This is a genomic window from Symploca atlantica LB2515, assembly GCF_052546295.1.
The window spans coordinates 2,136,030-2,157,512 of record NZ_JBQWMT010000001.1 but is presented as its reverse complement, the minus strand read 5'-3'; the positions used below and the strand labels follow the sequence as shown (position 1 = coordinate 2,157,512).

The window sequence follows — 21,483 nt, the reverse complement described above, 5'->3', positions numbered from 1 at the left end:
CTATGGTCAATATTGCTTTGTTCGGTACTAGTGCGGATCCACCAACTGCTGCTCACCAAGCCATCCTCAAATGGCTATCAGAACGCCATGACTTGGTGGCGGTGTGGGCTTCTGATAATCCCATGAAGTCCCACCAAACACCTCTAGAGCAACGTTCACAAATGCTGAGGTTGCTAATTGAGGAGATTTCACCACCCCGACACAACATTCGTCTCTACCAAGGCTTCAGCAGTCCTAGAACCTTAGAAACTGTGGAACAAGCCCGTCGTCATTGGGGATCACGAATAGAATTGACACTGGTGATTGGTTCTGACTTAGTTAATCAGATACCCCGATGGTATCAAGTGGAAAAATTGTTGAGTAAGGTTAGTTTACTAGTGGTGCCACGTCCCGGATACGAGGTGGATGTAGCTGGTATCCAACAATTGAGGCAGTTGGGAGCCACAGTGGAAATTGCTGATTTTCAGGCACCAGCAGTCTCCTCCACTGCTTATCGTGAGCAGGGAGACACCCAAGCTGTAACTTCTCCCATCAAGGAATATATTGACCAACAACAGTTGTACGCATGCCAGAAAGCGGCACCAAACAATTAAAACAAGAGGCTTTAGCTAATTTTCAAGTCGGGGTTGATAACGTTATCTTCTCCGTCGATACTCAGCAAAATCGTGTCTTGGTACTGTTGGTGATGCGTCAAGAGGAACCCTTTTGTCGTCGGTGGAGTTTACCAGGAACCTTGGTAAACCACGGAGAAGCTCTGGAAAACGCTGCTCATCGGATTCTCTCGGAAAAGATCAGGGTGAACAACCTATACCTAGAGCAACTATATACCTTCGGAGAGCCAGGTTTTAACCCCTGGAAATCTTCCGGCCAAGATCATCGTCAGACTCCTTTAGATATACGTTACTTATCCGTCAGTTACTTTGCCCTAGTGCGGTTTGAAGAAGCCCAATTGATTGGCGATAGTCTCAACGGTATTGCTTGGTATCCCATCAAGAAACTGCCTCAGCTTGCCTTTGACCATAATAAAATTCTGGAGTATGGTTATCGGCGTCTGCGCAATAAATTGGAGTACAGCCCGGTCGCTTTTGATGTTTTGCCAGAAGTATTCACACTGAGCGATATTTATCAACTGTATACCACCGTTCTCGGAGAAAGCTTCGCGGATTATTCCAATTTCCGCACTCGTTTGCTTAAACTAGGATTTTTGTCTGATACTGGTCTGAAAGTGTCACGAGGGGCAGGGCGTCCTGCTAGTTTGTATCGCTTTGATGCTGATGCTTTCGCACCATTAAAAGATAAACCATTGGTGTTTATCTAGAATTAAGCAAAACTTGACCTATCTAGTCTAGATAATGAAAATTTTGTTTGTTGAGGATGACGATTTTAATCGAGAAGTAATCACTGATTCCTTTAAGCTATCAGGGTACAAAGTTGACGCTTTATCTGATGCCTTTGCCTTGCTATAAAGGTTCTCTAATTCTGTTAAATTCATCCTGAAACCTCAGAAATTTAACATATTTCAAGTATTAAAATCACTTGTTTGCGATCGCGTTTCTGCGAAAGTCTCAATTCGGTATAAGTAGCGTACAATTGGCCTGAGATCATGACTCAACAATTGCATCTAGGACAAGCAGGATTGGGCTCTCTTGCTTAATTAGTGTAACAGGGTTAGAAGAATCAACTAAAACTAAGTACAATGAAACTTGCCCTCGCTCAACTCAATCCCACGGTTGGGGATCTAGCTGGCAACAGCCAACAGATTCTCAAAGCCGCTAACACTGCTGCTTCTCAGGGAGCCCGACTCTTACTGACCCCAGAATTATCACTGTGTGGCTATCCGCCACGAGACTTACTGCTCAATCCCAGTTTTGTGGAGTCAATGGCAACTACCTTAGGAAAGCTGGCAGAGGATTTACCGCCTTCATTGGCAGTTTTAGTAGGAACAGTGGAAAAAAATCCCAAAGCCCAAATGAGCGGTGGCAAGCACCTGTTCAACAGCATTGCTTTACTAGAAAGGGGCAAGGTGCAGCAGATTTTTCACAAGCGACTGTTACCTACCTATGATGTCTTTGATGAAAAAAGGTACTTTGAACCAGGGCTAGAAAGTAATTCTCTGACCCTGGACGGGGTGCGCGTTGGTGTTACAATCTGCGAGGATTTGTGGAACGATGAAGAATTTTGGGGTAAGCGTAATTATCAGGTCAATCCCATTGCAGACTTAGTTCAGCAGGGTGTCGATTTACTGGTTAACCTCTCGGCATCTCCCTACAGCGCGGGTAAGCAACAGATCAGAGAGTCAATGTTGCGCCATAGTGCTAGACGTTACCAACAACCCATCTTGTATGTTAATCAGGTGGGGGGCAATGATGACCTGATTTTTGATGGTAGTAGCATTGCCTTTAACCGTGCTGGAGAGAAGGTTTGCTTGCTGCCTGCCTTTGAGACAAATTTAGCAATTGTCGAATTTGATGAAGCAGTGCCAGACTTATTACCAGCCAAGGTAGCAGCAATGCCAACTAGTCTTGATGAAGAAATTTGGTCGGCTTTAGTACTTGGTGTCCGTGACTACACCCATAAATGTGGCTTTCAGAAAGTGGTAATTGGTCTGAGTGGTGGTATTGATTCTTCACTAGTAGCAGCAATTGCAACCGCTGCCTTGGGTGCAGAGAATGTTCTCGGCGTCCTCATGCCTTCTCCCTATAGTTCTGAACACTCGATTATTGACGCCCAGGCATTAGTTGATAACTTAGGTATCATCTCCCATACTTTATCAATTAAGGAGTTAATGCAGGGCTATGACCAGACTTTAGCACCTTTATTTACCAATACCGAACCAGGAATTGCTGAGGAAAACATTCAATCGCGCATTCGGGGCAACTTGTTAATGGCAATTTCTAATAAGTTTGGCTATCTCCTTCTTTCCACGGGTAATAAGTCAGAAATGGCAGTAGGTTATTGCACTCTCTACGGGGATATGAATGGAGGATTAGCGGTTATTGCCGATGTTCCCAAAACCCGTGTCTATTCTTTATGTAAGTGGCTCAATTCTCGGACAGACAAGAAGGTCAAAAATGTCCAAGATTCAACTCAACAAGAAATTATTCCTGCCAATATCCTGAGTAAACCCCCTAGTGCTGAACTCAAACCCGGTCAAGTTGACCAAGACTCCTTACCGTCCTACGATATCCTTGACGACATCTTGCAACGGCTAATTCACGATCATCAAGGAGCTGCTCAAATTATTGCTGCTGGTCATGAGCCAGAAGTGGTTAAGAAAGTATTGAAAATGGTAGCCCGCGCCGAATTTAAACGTAGACAGGCACCTCCAGGATTAAAAATTACTGACCGCGCTTTTGGTACTGGTTGGCGGATGCCAATCGCGAGTAAGTGGTAAGTAATTGGGAATACTTCGGGGATTGACTCCTAGTATTCCCCTTATCTGGGAATAATCTTGAAGAGTTGCTTACTCAGTTAAGCTTGTGAGCTTGTTTTGAGAATCGGTCAATCCAGCACCTCAACAGTCCCCAACTGACCGTCAATTCTCACCCGTTGACCGTCTTGTAATACCTCGGTAGCGTTATCAATATCCATCACAGCAGGAATACCATACTCCCGTGCCACGATGGCTCCATGAGAAAGACGTCCTCCTACCTCTGCAATTAAACCACCCGCACGAGCTAATAGTGGCGACCAACCGGAATCGGTGTAAGGTACGACCAAAATTGTTTGCTTATCAATGCTGGGAAATGTTTGCAGACTGATCACCACCCTTACTGTACCTTCTATTTGTCCAGAACTAGCACCAATACCTTGCAGTAATCGTTGAGCAGGAAGGGATGAGGACTCATGTTCAACAGGTAAGGGTGGAGCATCACCATAAACTAGAGATGGCACGCCGTTGAGCTGGCGATGCTGCTCAAATTGCGATCGCCTTTGTTGTACAGATAAAATTACCCGTTCTCTGAGTACTTGACTGGTACTAAACACCAATGAGCGAATTTCGGAAAACTTCAAGAAAAAGATATCCTCTGGCTCAGAGAGCAAACCTGACTGTAGCCAAACTTTCTCCAGTGCTACAAAACTCCAGCGTAAATGAGCTAATAGCTGAGAGTAGACTTCTGTAACTCGACCTTTGAGATTAAGACGCGCCTGAACTAATTCTGCTTTCCAGCGCTGGCGCTTAAGCTGTGAGTTTATTGGTGGCGCATCAGAAAGAAATTGAGTAAATAGCTGCCGCACTACTCGTGGGTCTTCTTTCCAAGTGGGAACCGCAATATCGGTTGCTGCTTCGCTCAGATAGCCATACTTCTCAAGGAACTGGTAAAGCTGGTCTAAGATGCTTTGACCATCGGGAAGTTCCACTAAGGTAGTGAACATAGAAGGTCCACTGGTCTCTGTAACTTCCTCTAGGCGCAATAAGTGGCGGGCGTCTGCTGCTAGTTGAGCAAGCGCTTGTATGCTAGCAACTTCCGGTGTCTGGCTATTATCTAGCTCTGTATCCTTAACCCCCAAAATTGTCTGTCGTAGGGAAGTACTTAGAGGAACAAGAATGCTGTAGTAAGTGGCTTGTTTGAGTACTTCCGTAATCATCTCTACTCGTTTAATTATTTCCCGTGGAGACAATTCCGAGGCAGATTGAGCTGTTAGTTGACTCAGGGTTGGGGCAAATTTTTCTCGGTAGTCTTTCTCGAAATCTGTGTCTAAATGCCATTCTTTACTTAGTAATCGCAATAATCCTGGTAGGTTTCGCAGAGTAGATCTCAGCGGTGGTCTAGAGAACTTTGCTCCCCTAGTCAGAAATTCTAGACTTTCTGGTGGCAGACCCATAAGCCGAAAAATTTGCCCCAACAGTGTGGCATTGAAGTAAGCGTAGGAATAGTGGAGGGTTGCAGTTTCCGGGAAGTTTAGTCCACTAGCGCGCTCATCTAGGACTAAAGTAAAAATATCTCCCCAAACACCGCAGGTAAGGGGACGATTAATTGACCACGTGAGGGGTCTAATCAGTCCTGGAATCACCTCGGCTGCAATTTTGCGTGTCCAAATTGGTTGCAATGTGGTGATTGGTCGCGCTTGGAGTAACCACAACTGCTCACCGTCGTAGCTCCACTCTATATCCTGAGGGATACCGTGGTAACGCTCTTCCAACTGACGTGCTAGGAGTGCCACTTTCTCAATTAAGGCAGGAGGTAAATCGCCACTACCCTCAATATGTGCAGTGGTTGTTAAATCACTATTTTGTCGGGAAGTTATTAGAGAATTACTCCTCAATTCCCTCGACTCACGGAGATAAACTCGATACTGCTCCGGTGTAACTCGCCCCGATACTACTCGCGTGGCATCTCCGGGTAAACCCTCAATTACCACGGCTTCACCTTGCTGAGAGATAGGATCGCGGCTGAAGGCAACACCAGAAAAAACTCCCCGGATTTGTTTTTGAATTAGTACTGCCATTGACGTTTCCGGTAGCTGGCGTTGGCGTCTGTACTGAGCAGCTACTGGGTCATTGTAGGAAGCTAAAACTAGAGTAATTGCCTCCTGTAATCTTTGCCTATCGGTTACGTGCAATATACTCTGATACTGCCCTGCTGCTGAAGAAGATTCCGAGTCTTCCCCTATCGCAGAAGAACGAACTACTAGAGGATCTGAGCCAGATACTGGCAAGTATTTAACTAGAGGTTCTGGGTCATCTCCTGGCGGTAGTACCCAGCCAGCAGGTACAGTGTAGCCCCAACGCTTAAGCTGTGATAAAGTGGCAGCTTTTTGGCCAACTTTGTTGGTTTCTAGCTTACTATCGAGAGAAATTATGGCGCGATCGCCTCGGAAGAAACGAAACACTCTCTGAGATTCTGATTGAGCTTCCGGTGGGGACAACTCTAAGTCATCGGGCATTTTTCGGTAAATCCAGGCTAGCAATAAACCAAGGATGATCGCGGCGATAATTCTTGGTAGGTCTTGGGGGTGTCGCAGGGTCAAGATTAAGGGAAACAAAACTAAGACACCAAGGCGTCCACTGGTGCGATCGCGCAAGATTGTAAAGCTAATTCCCCCAATCAAAAACACCAAGCAAGCCGCCGCCCAGTCATGAACCACAAAGCCCCAGACTACATTTGTCGTCCCGGCTCCCTTACCCATCCAATAACGACCCATTACCAGCATAATCAAAGCGATCAGCTCCCATGCTGGTTCAGCCGGAAAGAAATAGCGGGAGATTAAAACTGCCGCGATGCCCTTGGCTGCTTCCGACACAACAGCTAAGATGCCTGCTAAGCGTCCCCCGTGGTAAAAAGCTGCTGAGACTGAAATGTTACCAGTGCCTAAACGCGCTAGTTGGCGTCCCGTCAGTGCGTAGGTAATCCAGGAAATCAGAGGGAATCCACCGAGAAGCGGACAGACGGTAAAGATGACCAAAGACCCCCAAACCTGTGTTAGCGTCATGGGACTGCTCAAATCACTCAAACTGGCAAGTTACAGACCAGCTTACAGAATTAAAGCAAGAAAGCCTACTCTTTATCCTTCTGGATTATTAGTATTGGAGAAATTCTTCAGAGCTTTTGCCTAAGTTGATAGCTATCTATTTGAGTATCTTGTCGCTTGCGATAAGTCGCTTGCCTGTCTGCATCTCAAGGATTGTAACGGGAGACTTCTTGCCCGATTTGTTCAACAAAAAAAGCGCCCTCCCAGTGGAAGGCGCTTTCTTATTAGCTAGAGGTTTTAAATCTCTGTCTCTATTTAATTAGCCGTTGATAGCTGGAGCAGTGAGTGCTACTGGTGTAGCTTCGCCTGCTGCCAAGTCTAAGGGGAAGTTGTGAGCGTTGCGCTCGTGCATTACTTCCATACCCAGGTTGGCGCGGTTCAGTACGTCTGCCCAGGTGCCAATTACGCGACCTTGTGAGTCAATTACTGACTGGTTGAAGTTGAACCCGTTCAGGTTGAATGCCATGGTGCTGATGCCCAAAGCTGTGAACCAGATGCCGATTACTGGCCATGCACCCAAGAAGAAGTGCAGAGCGCGGCTGTTGTTGAAGGATGCGTATTGGAAGATCAAGCGACCAAAGTAGCCGTGGGCTGCCACAATGTTGTAGGTCTCTTCTTCTTGACCGAACTTGTATCCGTAGTTTTGCGATTCGGTTTCTGTGGTTTCACGCACCAAGGAGGAGGTTACCAAGGAACCGTGCATTGCGCTGAACAGTGCTCCGCCGAAGACGCCTGCTACACCTAGTTGGTGGAAGGGGTGCATCAGGATGTTGTGTTCTGCTTGGAACACGAACATGAAGTTGAAGGTTCCTGAGATTCCTAGAGGCATGCCATCTGAGAAGCTACCTTGACCTAGGGGGTAAATCAGGAATACTGCACTCGCTGCTGCTACTGGTGCGCTGTAGGCTACGCATATCCAAGGACGCATTCCTAAACGGTAGGATAGTTCCCACTCACGACCCATGTATGCAAATACACCAATCAGGAAGTGGAAGATTACCAATTGGTATGGTCCACCGTTGTAGAGCCATTCGTCTAAGGATGCTGCTTCCCATATTGGGTAGAAGTGCAAGCCAATGGCGTTGGAAGAAGGTACTACTGCTCCAGAGATGATGTTGTTGCCGTACATCAAGGAACCAGCTACTGGTTCGCGGATGCCATCGATGTCCACTGGGGGAGCTGCGATGAAGGCAATGATGAAGCAGGTGGTTGCAGTTAGCAGGGTGGGGATCATCAACACGCCGAACCAGCCTACATAGAGGCGGTTGTTGGTTGAGGTTACCCAGTTGCAGAACTGCTGCCACAGAGAGGCGCTTTCGCGCTGCTGTAGTGTGGTAGTCATGTGCTTATGATTGCTTGATGAATTTTCTAGGTTCTGCAGACGTTTTTTCGTCTGTATGTATTTAGATTAGCGTGATTATTCTGTTTTGTAAAGTTATCCAAAGAAATTTCTGACTTGCGGCATAGTTTTAACCTGGTGGCCAGTTCATTTGGCGTCCCCCCAAGATGTGCAAGTGCAGATGATCGACTGTTTGACCACCATCGGAGCCGTTGTTAATCACCAGGCGATAGCCGTTGCTTAAACCTGCTTGCTGGGCAATGCGTTTGGCAGTTAAGAGCAGGTGTCCCATCAGGGCGTGGTCTTCCGACTCAGCGGTGGCTAGCTGGGGAAGCGGCTTTTTAGGAATGAGGAGAATGTGAACTGGTGCCTGGGGAGCAATATCTTTGAAGGCAAGTACTAGGTCATCTTCATAAACAATGTCTGCTGGGATTTCTTTGCGGATAATTTTGCTAAAGATGGTCTCGCTCATGGGGCTTGTCAGTAGTGAGGTTGATTGATAGCTAGAGCAATTTTACGCTTTGGTCGTTATGCCCTGAAACGAAGCAAGAGTTTTACTTCTCCTCCGCTTGAGGTAACACCGAGATTCGTCACCCATAGAAAATGGAAAATGGAGCTTTCAACATCAGAATCTGGCTCATAGCCTCAATTTTCAATTAACCATTTTCCATTAGCAATTTGTAGTTAACCAATTTCGGTAATTTCTCGGTTAGTTTGCCCAGATAGCAAGCACTATACTCACGCTGAAGTCTCAGAGTGATGGATATGCTGGCCAGGGTGTGGAGTGCTTCAATTGTCGGGATCGATGCTGTAAAAGTGGGTGCTGAAGTTGATGTTTCTGGTGGACTGCCGGGAATTGTGGTTGTGGGTTTGCCTGATGCTGCTGTTCAAGAATCCCGAGAAAGGGTCAAGGCGGCCCTGAAAAATGCTGGTTTTGCTTTCCCTATGCGTAAGATTGTGATTAATCTCACACCTGCTGACTTACGTAAGGAAGGCCCAAGCTTTGATTTACCAATCAGTGTAGGGATTTTGGCAGCATCGGAGCAGGTGAGCGCTGATTTGTTAGGAGATTATCTCTTTTTGGGTGAAGTTTCTCTGGATGGCAGCCTGCGACCAGTTGCTGGTGTGTTGCCTATTGCAGCGGCTGCTCAAAAACTGGGGATTGCTGGTTTGGTTGTCCCTGGTGGTAATGCCCAGGAAGCCGCAGTAGTGCCAGGTCTGGCTGTTTACGGCTTTAACCATCTCTCGGCAGTTGCCGAGTTCCTCAATCAGCCAGAACATCACTTACCAGTGCAGGTCGATAGGTTGCAAGACTTAACTCAGTCTCAGTTTACCGGAGCAGATCTTAAAGATGTTAAAGGTCAGGCCCACGCTCGCAGAGCTTTAGAGATTGCTGCTGCTGGAGGACATAATTTAATTTTTGTTGGTCCCCCCGGGAGCGGTAAAACAATGCTAGCCCGACGACTACCAGGAATTCTGCCACCCTTGAGCTTTGCAGAAGCATTGGAAGTGACTAAGATTCACTCGGTTGCTGGGTTACTCAAAAATAAAGGTTCATTGGTAAGTGAGCGTCCCTACCGTTCTCCTCACCACTCTGCCTCTGGTCCTTCCTTAGTCGGTGGTGGTAGCTATCCTCGTCCTGGAGAAATTTCTTTAGCTCATCGGGGCGTACTTTTTTTGGATGAGCTAACGGAATTTAAGCGTGATGTGCTGGAATTCCTGCGTCAGCCTTTAGAAGATGGTCAGGTAACTATTTCCCGCACCCGGCAATCTGTGAGCTTTCCGGCTCAATTTACTTTGGTGGCAAGTACTAATCCCTGTCCCTGCGGTTACTTTGGTGATTTGATTCAAGCTTGCACCTGCTCGCCTCGACAACGGGAGCAATACTGGGGGAAACTTTCAGGTCCCTTGATGGATCGCATTGATTTACAAGTGGCGGTTAATCGCTTAAAGCCAGAAGAGATTACGCGGCAACCTTTAGGCGAGGAGTCTGCACCAGTCCGGCAAAGGGTCAAAGCTGGTCGTGATCGCGCTCATATCCGCTTTAAATTAGAACCCACTCTAGCTTGCAATGCCCAGATGCAAGGTAACCACCTGCGGCAGTGGTGTCAGTTGGATGACACTAGTCGTAATTTATTGGAAGGGGCGATTCGTAAACTGGGGCTTTCTGCACGGGCGAGCGATCGCATTCTCAAAGTAGCCCGTACAATTGCTGATCTGGCTGGGGATGATGCTCTCAAGGCTCAACATGTTGCTGAAGCTATTCAATATCGCACCATAGACAGGATGCAATAGCCGTTAGAGTCCCTCGCGACTTACATTTAACAACGGGATTTTACTGCTCACAATCATTAATAAGTTTTTCAGTAGATACTCTAGACTGCGGCAATGGGTGATTGCCCAGATATTCATGGTTGAACAGACCAGTGAGAGCCCTAAAAGGATAAAGGTCGGAACCATCACCACATCAATAATGAACCATGTACCTACATGAAGTACCATTAATAAGGCTGGAATACAGGCAAGCAGGGCAGCTTGTCGCACTTGAACTTGAGGGCTGCGCAGCCCAACTAAGACTATTGTTTGCAAAGTCAGCAGTAAGTTAGTTGGAACCAAAAATGCACAGATGTTGACACAGTTGGCTCGTGAAAACTCAAAGAGGGGGTTGAAGTCGAGCATTTAGATGATTTTTATCGGCACTGTTGTCAGTGTATCGTCCCACCCTAGTTACTGAGTGAGATTGAACACCCTACACAAAACCTTGACACCACTGAAAGGGTTGAATATCCCTTGTCTACAGCTAGGTGTAACAGTTTATCAAGGAAACCTTACACCAGACACAGGACATATTTCAGTTTGCTGATATACAGATGCTCCCTCCTAACTTAATTGAGCGCTCTTGAGTAAGATTACTGCTACAGGCAATTAGTATGTGGTTTTTATCATACTAATTGACCAAATTGACGCTGATGAGTCTAATTCGATGCGAACTAGAGATTTAATTGCTTTTGTCGGTTTGATTGTCTCAATTGCCGCTTTCGTTCAACCTGAAATTAGGCGGTGCATTGGCTTAGATCCTGGTGGATGTCCTGTTGAAGAATTTCGCTCTTTTACCCCTCCTAGGGGCATTTCCTCCGAACCCTATGACAATAGGTTAAAGCTTAGGGAATCTCTACCACAAAGTACCGAGCTTGAAGCAACACAGAGGGATAGTTCTTCAACTTCGGATCGAGCATCTCGACTAGAGCCCCCAGTACCGCCTCCTCCTCCTCCTCCTGAAGCCTTCCCACCTCGCAAAATAGTAGTTCCTTTCTTCTCTGAACCGCTAACTGTTGAACCTTCTAGATCTAGCGAAGTTGATCCGTCTAGGGCCACCCTTGCTAATTCAGAGGTAGGGGGAAACTATAGTAAACTGCAACAACTGCTGGTATCTGGCAACTTTAAACAAGCAGACCGAGAAACTCGGAAAATCATGCTCCAGGTAGCCAATCGTCAACAACAAGGCTGGCTCAATGACGCAAGCATCCAGGAGTTCCCCTGTCAAGATTTACGTGCTATTGACCAACTTTGGGTGCAATACAGTAACAGCAAATTTGGCTTGAGTGTGCAGAAGCGCATTTTTCAGGAAGTCGGAAAAGATCAGGACAAATTTGGCGAGAGCGTTGGTTGGTCTAGTACAATCCTTGGCCTTCAACCCCCCCCAGGACACCTTCCTGTTGCAGATGTTTGCTGGCCAGGTAAGGTTAGCTGCTGGTTCTGGGTCCCTCGGCTAGATGCTTGTGGAATTTAGCTATGATCCATCAACCACTTCTGATTAGCGAAGCATTGAGTGGTCTTTATAAAGCATCAATCGTGAGCCAATTGTTTAAGGTTTGGTTTATTGGTGAGGCGGATCTGAGTGTCGGAGTTACAATATGACGGTTGTGTTAGGCGAAACAAGCATTGATCGAGCGCTACACCCTGCCCGAAATGGGAGAACTGTGGACAGACACCTACAAACTTAGAACCTGGCTTCAGGTTGAAGTGGCAGTTTGTGAGGCACAGGCCGAATTAGGAAAGATTCCTGAAGAAGCAGTTGAAGAAATTAAAGCCAAGGCGAACTTTGACCCGGAACGGGTGCTAGAAATCGAGGCAGAAGTTCGCCATGATATGATTGCATTTCTGACCAATGTCAATGAATATGTCGGTGATGCTGGTCGTTACATCCACTTGGGTTTGACTAGTTCTGATGTCTTAGATACGGCCCTGGCACTGCAACTAGTCGGCAGTTTGAACATAATTTTAGAACGCCTAGAGCAACTTTCCCAAGCAATTCGCTACCAAGCCCAGCAACATCGCTACACAGTGATGATTGGTCGTTCTCACGGAATTCATGCTGAACCAATTACTTTTGGCTTCAAGCTGGCTGGTTGGCTAGCAGAAGTTTGTCGGCAGCGTGATCGGTTAGTGGGATTGCGCCGCGAAATATCTGTGGGTAAAATTTCTGGTGCCGTAGGAACTTATGCCAACATTGATCCCAAAGTAGAAGCGATCGCTTGCCAGAAACTCGGACTTGAACCGGATACTGCCTCAACACAGATAATCTCCCGCGATCGCCATGCTAATTACGTACAGCAATTAGCACTTTTGGGAGCAACTATAGAACGTTTTGCTGTGGAAATTCGTAATCTCCAAAAAAGTGATGTTCTAGAAGTCGAAGAATTCTTCGCCAAAGGACAAAAAGGCTCCTCGGCAATGCCTCATAAACGGAACCCAATTCGTTCTGAGCGACTAACAGGAATGGCGCGAATTCTGCGGGGTCATGCTGTTGCTGCCTTGGAAAATGTTGCTCTTTGGCACGAGCGAGATATCTCTCACTCTTCTGTAGAAAGGGTAATTTTACCAGATGTTTGCATCTTAACCCACTTCATGCTGGTGGAAATCACCGACTTGGTAAAACACTTGCTGGTTTACCCAGAAAACATGAAGCGGAATATGAATATTTATGGCGGTGTTGTATTTAGCCAACGGGTGCTGTTAGCCTTGGTAGAAAAGGGGATGGGTCGTGAAGAAGCCTACAGTGTTGTGCAATCTTGCGCTCATCAAGCTTGGAATCAACCAGAAGGTAATAATTTTCACGATTTGATAACCCAAGACTCTCGTGTAGTTGAGAAGCTGACACCAGAGGAAATTGAGGACTGTTTTGACCCGCAACACCATTTGCAGAATCTAGACGAAGTTTATCAGCGATTAGGAATTTAGGCGAGTACTCTGCCTGCTTTGCCTGAGACTTTTGATCAACAAAAACTATTGCCAATTTGAGATCTCAATATGGCTGATCTAAATAGAGAAGACATGCGTGAAAGACTGGGTAATATTGACCAAATTAGGGATATAATATTCGGTCCTCAACTGCGAGAATACAACAGTCGCCTCGATAGTATAGAATCTCAAATTTCCTTGCTAGAGAAGGATATTAGCGAGAGCATTGCACAAACTCAAGCGGCTTGCTTGACAGAACTACGCGCAGCGGTTGATTCCTTAGATACAAAAATCAAGTCTTTCAACCTCACTACCCAGAATGACACGGCTGAAATTCGGCAAACGGTTGATCACCTTAACAAAAAGTTTTCTGGCAATATTGAGGCTCTAGATCAAACTGTTGCTCAACAGACTACCTCTTTGCGTAGTGATCTCTCAGATACGAGAGAAAGGTTACAAGAAGATATTCGCTCTCTCAAGTCTCAGATTTTTGAACAGCTAGAAATGCGATTCTCGGCACTCAAAGATACTAAGGTTTCTCAGGCTGATTTGGCAGAAATTCTCTTTGAGCTTGGCTTAAGAATCAAAGGGACTGAATTGGCTCCTGAACTCAAAAAAGCTGCTGGTAATGATGATTCGTCTAGAGTTCACTTACTAAGACCCAGCGAGGTTTCAGAGTAAACTAAAACTAATTAACCGAAGGATTTAATTAGGACAAAAATCATTGTATAAAATTACAGGGGAGCTCTGGTAGTACATCCAAGGAGCATAACTCCTATGTTAGGGTGTTATGCTCCTGATCGCCTTCTTCACAAGCGTTGCTCAAACCCAAAGTAAGATAACAACGTCCTTGTCTACCGTGTGTCTATCCGAAATGGAACTATGACCTCATCACAAGAAGATCCATCTGGCATGTCCCAACTGCAAGCCTTAGTGGATTTATTGATTGAGTTACAAGCACCTAACTTACCTCAAGAAGCTTGTGAGGAATCACTTCCATCTCAGGAAGATTCTACAAGTACAGATAAATCCTTGAGTCTTCAGTCAGTGGACGAAGTTCAGAATTCAAGTACCTATAAGCCGATAGTTGAGCCTGAGTTAAATCTACCAAAGGTTCCTCAGTTTAACGAAGAGCAAGCAGAAGTAATTAGCGAAGAGTCGATTTCACTCAGTGAAGACTTAGCTTCTGATAATTGCCTGAGTGTTTTTGACGATTTACAAAACCTGCTGCTTCAGCCTCAGCCATCGGTAGAATCTCACAATCTTTCTAGTATTACTGAGCCGGATGTCCATCAGGCAGAGAATTCCGCCACTGTAATTCCAATGGCAGACGATTCACTGGTTCCCTTTGGGCCGCAATCATCGCCGCCATTAGAGTCTATCAATCTCTCTACGGAATCGATAGATGATACTGAGTTAGATGATTCAATTGAAGCACTGGAGAATTTGCGCAGTCTGCTGTTAACTCCAGAACTTCTAGATTCTCGTCAGCTATTTCTAGAACTCAGAGAAAAACTAGAACATCTTAATGAGCAAATTAATCAACCCAAGATGTTGATTAATTTACTTTTGCCGTTAATGACTGAGCTTTTAAGTATCAAAATCTCTCAGGCAAAAAGAGAAGTTGCCGAAGCAATCGCTCCTATTCTAGATGAGGCGATTCAGGCGAAGGCAAAGGAGGATAAAGCGGGGATTAGTGCGGCTTTAGCACCGTTGCTAGCAGGAGCAGTTACCCAACAAGTGGATCACTACCCCGGAGAAATGGCTAAGGCACTCGGCCCAGAAATGGGTACAGCCATTAAAGAACAGATTAGCCTGGAACGGGATGCCATGGTAGATGCTCTTTATCCCGTCATTGGCAGTACTATTGCCAAATACATGACGGAAGTCATCGATTCTATTAATCAAAAACTCGAAAACGCCCTTAGCTTAGAGGGAGTTTCTCGCAAAATCCGCGCCAAAATCCAAGGAGTCTCTGAAGCAGAACTCATCTTCAGGGAAGCAGTTCCTTTTACCATCCAAGGGATTTTCTTAATTCACAAAGCCTCTGGATTGGTAATTTATGAAGTGCAACCGGCTGAAAATGAGCGCCTAGACTCAGATATGATCGCAGGCATGCTGACGGCTATCCGTAGCTTCGTCAATGATTTTATCGCCCAGTCTGGAGACGTCTCGGAGATTGACCAGATTGAATACGGCACTTCTCGAATCGCTCTGGAAGTGGCGGGGTACTGTTACCTGGCGGTGATCAGCAAAGGGCAACCACCCCAGGATTTTTTGAAGAAAATGCGGGAGAATCTGGGTATTATTGTGCAAAAACATGGTGAACCCATCGAACTATTTGACGGCAACTCTGCCAATGTACCCGTCCAAGTCAAGCAACTTTTAACATCTTTAATACAATTTAGCGAGACCTCAATTAAGTCTCAAAAGCCTAAGTTTCCTATTGTTCTACTGCTATTGATTGGTGCGTTGCTTGGCGCTATTTTCATCCCTTGGGGAATTCATCGGCACCGCAGTGGAATTAGCCATCGCCTTGAGGAGAATACCAGCTTAGCTTTATCATCGGATCCTGAGTTAGCTGTTTATCTTCTTAACGTAGAAGCAGATCCAAAAACCATCAAACTAGCTGGAAAGTTGCCCAATGAATATTTGCGCTTAAAAGCAGAAGCAATTGCCAATCGAGTTGAGCCCAACCTAAAAGTAGAAAATGATATTATTGCCGTCAAAGTTCCTCCTGACCCGGTATTAGCTGCGGCTGAGGTCAAACGAGTAGCTAATATCCTTAATCAGGTTCGGGGTGTTGATATTTCCGCTAGCTATCTTGATCGTAAAGTCAGAGTGGAAGGAATTGTAACAGAGTTCACCGAAGCCCAGAAAATCACACAGGCATTTGAGCAAATTCCTGGAGTTGAATCAGTTACCAATACTGAACAGTTACTACTTAATTCGATTGTCTCTCGCATTTACTTTGAGCAGAATTTAGCGGTTTTGATGTCAGCAGAACGACAAAAAGTTATTAAGCTTAAAGATTTTTTGGAACTCTACCCCAACAAGCATCTTAAGCTCATAGGTTATAGCAGCAGAGAGGGCAGTGAGGTAACAAACCAGAGATTGGCACAACAACGGGCTGAAGCCGTGAAAGATGTCCTTGTGGCTCAAGGTATCGATTCCGGACGATTGTCCATTGCAGAGATTAAAGATTTTCCTCGTGGTATAGATGCTGAACAGCCCTTATGGTTGAGTAGATGTGTAGAGTTTGAGATTATCACGCCTTAAGCACTCGGTTAATAGTGTCGTATACGTCCTGTATAAAGAGTGAGAGAAGGTTTAAATAAATCAGATTTAATTGATGAGAAAGACCTCAAAAAATGGGTTAGTATGGTTCATCTTGAAGGTGGACAACAGTTGACAGGCACTAATTAAACTTCAGGGAAGATTAGTTTAGGTGTTGACGAAATATTTTAAAACTAGCTTCAAAAAAAATAACCCTGATCACCTGCTAAATCAACTGTGATAAATACTCCTAATATTTAAGTATTTACACGCACAAATACAGTTGATTTTTTAAGCAAACTTAGGTGGTTTCCCGATTATTAAAGCTTATAACATCTGAGTATTGTTGAATAGTCAATCGATAGCAACCCTTAAAGATGGTCAAAGAGAAAAGATCATCTTGTGTGAACAGGTAGACGGAAAAATAAATTAAACAGGGTGAGTAGTGCAAGTGTTTAGTAAGAGACAGTTGCCCAGCCAAGAACTTGGGAATACTGCCTTGTTTATCTATGTCTGCCTAACTATCTGTTTAATTATTGAGCAAAATAATCTGCTAATTTTTTGTTGCTTTAAAACACTAGTTTTTTGAAAAGCAAATCAATTGTTGTGTTTAATCTACACCACTAAAAAAGCAGAGCTTATACCACTAGTTTTCTTGAATTTTAGTCACTCAAACTCGGTGAAATAGCCGCTGATTCTATTATGACAACTTCAACGCTGTATCGTAGTCACAAAACCACTCCAGAAACCTCATTTACTCAAGATGAACAGTTGCAAGAAAATGCTCTGATGCTGGTAGTAATTGACCCCAGAGTTGACAACTATCAGATGCTGGCGGCTGGAGTTCTGCCTGGTGCAAAAGTTCTTGTGCTTGATACCAAGCGAGATGGGATTGAGCAAATTACCGAGGAATTGGCTAATCATCCCTTGGCGACACTCCACATCGTCTGCCACGGTTCACCAGGTGCTTTGCTGCTGGGCAATACTCTGTTTAGTCTAGAAAACCTAGACAGCTATGCTAGTGATCTGCAAACTTGGTCAATTTTTCTCGGTCGTGCTCCTCTACTCCTCTACGGTTGTAATGTCGCTGCTGGAGAAACTGGGGCAACTTTCTTAGCACGACTCCATGAATTAGTTGGCACAAATATTGCAGCTTCTGCCAATTACACTGGTAGTGCTGATCAGGGTGGCGACTGGGAACTAGAAGTTACTACAGGTAAAATTGAAGCTCCCTTGGCATTTCAGGCAGCAGTAAGGGAAGCTTATGACTCTGTTTTGCCAATTAATCTTACAGGACTGACTGCTCCTTTAATTGAAGGGGGAGACTCAGGACTCTTAACAGTAGGTCTAGACTTAGGCGTACCCCTCAACCTTGGTCTACTTAATCCACCTCCTGCTACTGCGACAATTACTCTTACTCCTGATAATCAGCTTAATTTAGGGCAAGGTGCAGGTCAACCTGTTACCGTTGATGTCACCATTAACAATGGTGCATCGATTTCAACTTCTCAAAACATCCAAGTTCTTGCTGTTAATGACGGAGTGGATGAAGGTGGTCTTCATAACGGCAGTATTACGGCCTCGGTTAGCACCAGTAATGCCACTCTTCAAGGGGTTCTTAACCTTCTTAATCTTGGTGTTACACTACCTGTCCCTATCAGTGATCCCTTACCACTCCCGGAAGTGAGTATTACCCCGGCTGATGGTATCTTGGCGGTCACGGAAGGGGGAGCCACCGATACCTTGCAAGTCGCACTGACTGGTTTGCCTCTTGCTCCTGTTACCCTGAGTGTTACCTCAGACAATCCAGAGATTGACCTGGGTGCTGGCGTTGGCAACCCGATTACTTTAGATTTTGACCCCACTAACGGCACCACTCCTCAACTAGTTAATATTTCCGTTGCTGATGACGGAATTGTGGAAGGACTCCAAACTGGCAATCTGACTATCACTGCTGATGTTGCGGGTCTAGTTGATCTGAGCTTGCCACCATTGACAGTCAATATTACCGATGCCATAGTACCTGGTTTACCCAGCATCAGTATTGTTCCTACTGATGGTCTGTTAGCCGTCACTGAAGGAGGTGACCCAGCTACCTTAGAAGTATCTTTAACCGACCTTCCTCTTGCTCCTGTTACCCTGAGTGTTACCTCAGACAATCCAGAGATTGACCTGGGTGCTGGCGTTGGCAACCCGATTACTTTAGATTTTGACCCCACTAACGGCACCACTCCTCAACTAGTTAATATTTCCGTTGCTGATGACGGAATTGTGGAAGGACTCCAAACTGGCAATCTGACTATCACTGCTGATGTTGCGGGTCTAGTTGATCTGAGCTTGCCACCATTGACAGTCAATATTACCGATGCCATAGTACCTGGTTTACCCAGCATCAGTATTGTTCCTACTGATGGTCTGTTAGCCGTCACTGAAGGAGGTGACCCAGCTACCTTAGAAGTATCTTTAACCGACCTTCCTCTTGCTCCTGTTACCCTGAGTGTTACCTCAGACAATCCAGAGATTGACCTGGGTGCTGGCGTTGGCAACCCGATTACTTTAGATTTTGACCCCACTAACGGCACCACTCCTCAACTAGTTAATATTTCCGTTGCTGATGACGGAATTGTGGAAGGACTCCAAACTGGCAATCTGACTATCACTGCTGATGTTGCGGGTCTAGTTGATCTGAGCTTGCCACCATTGACAGTCAATATTACCGATGCCATAGTACCTGGTTTACCCAGCATCAGTATTGTTCCTACTGATGGTCTGTTAGCCGTCACTGAAGGAGGTGACCCAGCTACCTTAGAAGTATCTTTAACCGACCTTCCTCTTGCTCCTGTTACCCTGAGTGTTACCTCAGACAATCCAGAGATTGACTTGGGTGCTGGCGTTGGCAATCCTGTTACCCTCAGCTTTGACCCAGCTAACCCCACGGCACCTCAAACCCTCAATGTCTCGATTGCCGATAACGGTCAGCCAGATGGCGATCGCACTAGTAACCTTACTATTACTGCCGACACTGCTGGTTTAGTCAATCTTGACTTCTCTCCGATTTCTATTGCGATCACCGACGCCGCCTTGCCTCCACTTCCTCTTCCTGGAGTTAGTATCCTCCCGGCTGATGGCATCTTGGCAGTCACGGAAGGGGGAGCCACCGATACCTTGCAAGTCTCCCTCACTGGACTTCCTGCTGTCCCTGTCACTCTAACAGTTACCTCAGACAATCCAGAGCTGGACCTGGGTGCTGGTGTTGGTAACCCGATTATCCTAAATTTTGACCCAACTAACGGCACAACACCTCAACTAGTTAATATCTCCGTTGCTGATGACGGAATTGTGGAAGGCTCCCAAACTGGCAACCTGACTATCACTGCTGATGTTGAAGGTCTAGTAGATCTCAATCTACCACCACTGACGGTTGATATCACTGACGCTGTAGTGCCAGAAACACCTGTCCCAGAAACTCCTGTTACAGAAACTCCTGTTACAGAGACTCCTGTTACAGAGACTCCTGTTCCAGAAACTCCTGTTCCAGAAACTCCTGTTCCAGAAACTCCTGACACCAGCAGCCCAATTTCACGTGCTCTGATTCAAGGTGTCAACGATTTCTTTACTGTCCAAGGTCCTGCCGGAGAAAATGTTGTCCTTGAGTTTGACCTCTCCTCTGTTAACACAGATTCTCTCAACGAAATTGGGGTTTTTGTTGTCGATGATGCGGCAGGTAACATTAACGGCGTTTCTCCAGGCACTCCAGGCTATCTGACAGAAGCCCTCGCTAGGGTACAACAGATTTTCTCGGTTCTTCCAGACACCAATGATTTGCTCCCCAATAGCAACCTCTTACGTAATATAAGTTTTCCGTCTGGCACTCAACTAGGGTTGTATTTGGTGCAAGACGGCACGGCAACGGAAGCTTTGTCTGAGTTAGCTGCTGGCCGAACACCGCCTAATGTTTTCTTCGGTTCACCTTCGTCCAATACCAACGGGATTGACTATCTTCAGGCTTCAGAACTGGCAGATGGCAATTTTACTCTAGCTTGGCAAGACCAACTCGGTGGAAGCAACCCGAATTTTGATAATGTTATCCTGGGAGCCCGGGCAACAACAGACACAGCTTTACCTGTAGGGACACAGCAGCAACAGGACACCCAACTAGAAGTCATCGATTTGAGAGATCAAGTGGGTCAGTTATTCGACTTTAACTTTGTTGGTGCTAGCGAAGCTGACTATGACAATAGTATCGGTTTGTATGTAATTGAAGATCTTCAGGGGACAATTATTGACCAACTAACTGGGGCACTATTCACTCCTGGTAATGAAGGTTATGCACAAGTAGCTATTAGACAGGCTGTGTTCGCATCGGAACTGGAATCTAATCAAAATACCAATGGTTCACAGCAGCTAATCGGTGGATTGCTTTATGCACCCTACGTTATTTCCAATGGTAGTAAGGATGAATTTCTAGCTAATGATTCCTTCTCTATAGGTGATGCAGAAGATCCTCAGGCTTACTTTGCTTATCAGCAAGCGAATCAAGATGGGATTGACCACATCCGCCTACTTGGTAACAACACCTTTGCTTTTGAAGATATGTTTGGTGGTGGAGACGGAGACTTTAACGATGCGATTTTTCAGGGTAACTTGACATAGCAATATTAAGGTTGACTGAACAGTTTTCAGGATGCAGAGTACATTGCTTGTGGGAAAGGGTAAATAGTAGTAATTGTTCTTTTTTCTCTTCCCGTATCTAGCTTTCTTGAAAATTGCTTTCAGTTAAAAACTACCGTAACTCTACATCTGGAATCTATTAATTAGCAGTACCTTTAGTATTATGGAGTTATACTAAAGGTACTTTTTGCTATGTAAAATCATTAACTTTGATACAAAATATAATGAATCACCGTTTAACTTCTGGTATCTGCCTATAAAAATCATATTGAGAGAATTATTACTTCAATGGCAGATGGTTTGTTAGTAACAACAGCATTTGCCACCATAAAAACAGCAAATATATATGCTCAAAAAATCTTTGGCTATGACGAAAAAGAATAATCTGTTAGGTAAATCATACGGTGGTAAGATTTCAGTTGATAGTAAGCTGAGGGTGGGTAAAAGTTTTGAAATTGCCCTGCGGTTAAATAGTAGATAAA

Annotated in this window: 13 protein-coding genes; 9 read left to right on the top strand and 4 right to left on the bottom strand. The window is 45.4% G+C overall.

What is annotated here, in order from left to right:
- Positions 1 to 2 precede the first annotated feature (2 nt).
- The 3 genes from ACT7WV_RS09095 (at position 3) to ACT7WV_RS09085 (ending at position 3,394) form a co-directional block, all read left to right on the top strand.
- Positions 3 to 593: a nicotinate-nucleotide adenylyltransferase gene (locus tag ACT7WV_RS09095; protein WP_445102599.1), complete on the top strand. Its 591-nt coding sequence runs from the start codon at positions 3 to 5 to the stop codon at positions 591 to 593.
- Positions 566 to 1,318, top strand: a complete 753-nt coding sequence (locus tag ACT7WV_RS09090) for an NUDIX hydrolase (protein ID WP_445102598.1) — start codon at positions 566 to 568, stop codon at positions 1,316 to 1,318. Before ACT7WV_RS09095 ends, ACT7WV_RS09090 begins: the two co-directional genes overlap by 28 nt.
- 378 nt (positions 1,319 to 1,696) lie before the next feature.
- On the top strand, positions 1,697 to 3,394 hold the full coding sequence (locus tag ACT7WV_RS09085; RefSeq protein ID WP_445102597.1) for an NAD+ synthase: 1,698 nt from the start codon (positions 1,697 to 1,699) through the stop codon (positions 3,392 to 3,394).
- 107 nt (positions 3,395 to 3,501) lie between these two features.
- Here ACT7WV_RS09085 and ACT7WV_RS09080 read toward each other — a convergent pair whose 3' ends face one another.
- From ACT7WV_RS09080 to ACT7WV_RS09070, 3 genes are all read right to left on the bottom strand, one after another.
- Positions 3,502 to 6,435: a glycerol-3-phosphate acyltransferase gene (locus ACT7WV_RS09080; protein WP_445102596.1), complete on the bottom strand. Its 2,934-nt coding sequence runs from the start codon at positions 6,433 to 6,435 to the stop codon at positions 3,502 to 3,504.
- 298 nt (positions 6,436 to 6,733) lie between these two features.
- Positions 6,734 to 7,816, bottom strand: coding sequence for a photosystem II q(b) protein (gene psbA, locus ACT7WV_RS09075; protein ID WP_445101826.1), 1,083 nt, complete (start codon positions 7,814 to 7,816; stop codon positions 6,734 to 6,736).
- Positions 7,817 to 7,943: 127 nt separating this feature from the next.
- A complete protein-coding gene (locus ACT7WV_RS09070) occupies positions 7,944 to 8,285 on the bottom strand; it encodes a histidine triad nucleotide-binding protein (protein ID WP_445102595.1) in 342 nt (113 codons plus the stop codon).
- Positions 8,286 to 8,578: 293 nt separating this feature from the next.
- Between ACT7WV_RS09070 and ACT7WV_RS09065 the strand changes: the two genes are divergently transcribed.
- On the top strand, positions 8,579 to 10,108 hold the full coding sequence (locus tag ACT7WV_RS09065; RefSeq protein WP_445105608.1) for a YifB family Mg chelatase-like AAA ATPase: 1,530 nt from the start codon (positions 8,579 to 8,581) through the stop codon (positions 10,106 to 10,108).
- Positions 10,109 to 10,111: 3 nt separating this feature from the next.
- On the opposite strand, the gene ACT7WV_RS09060 is transcribed toward ACT7WV_RS09065, so the two are convergent.
- Complete coding sequence (locus tag ACT7WV_RS09060) at positions 10,112 to 10,492, bottom strand: hypothetical protein (protein WP_445102594.1); 381 nt, start codon at positions 10,490 to 10,492, stop codon at positions 10,112 to 10,114.
- A gap of 253 nt (positions 10,493 to 10,745) precedes the next feature.
- Between ACT7WV_RS09060 and ACT7WV_RS09055 the strand changes: the two genes are divergently transcribed.
- The 5 genes from ACT7WV_RS09055 to ACT7WV_RS09035 all read left to right on the top strand — a co-directional run bounded on the left by ACT7WV_RS09055 (position 10,746) and on the right by ACT7WV_RS09035 (position 20,983).
- Entirely contained in the window at positions 10,746 to 11,603 is an 858-nt protein-coding gene (locus ACT7WV_RS09055; protein ID WP_445102593.1) for a GUN4 domain-containing protein, read from the top strand.
- 152 nt (positions 11,604 to 11,755) lie between these two features.
- A complete protein-coding gene (gene purB, locus ACT7WV_RS09050; protein ID WP_445102592.1) occupies positions 11,756 to 13,054 on the top strand; it encodes an adenylosuccinate lyase in 1,299 nt (432 codons plus the stop codon).
- 69 nt (positions 13,055 to 13,123) lie between these two features.
- Positions 13,124 to 13,735, top strand: a complete 612-nt coding sequence (locus ACT7WV_RS09045; protein ID WP_445102591.1) for a hypothetical protein — start codon at positions 13,124 to 13,126, stop codon at positions 13,733 to 13,735.
- 201 nt (positions 13,736 to 13,936) lie between these two features.
- Positions 13,937 to 16,333, top strand: a complete 2,397-nt coding sequence (locus ACT7WV_RS09040) for an OmpA family protein (protein WP_445102590.1) — start codon at positions 13,937 to 13,939, stop codon at positions 16,331 to 16,333.
- Between the two features lie 699 nt (positions 16,334 to 17,032).
- Positions 17,033 to 20,983 carry a DUF4347 domain-containing protein gene (locus ACT7WV_RS09035; protein WP_445102589.1) on the top strand — a complete coding sequence of 1,317 codons (3,951 nt, stop codon included), beginning with the start codon at positions 17,033 to 17,035 and terminating at the stop codon, positions 20,981 to 20,983.
- The last annotated feature ends 500 nt before the right edge of the window (positions 20,984 to 21,483 follow it).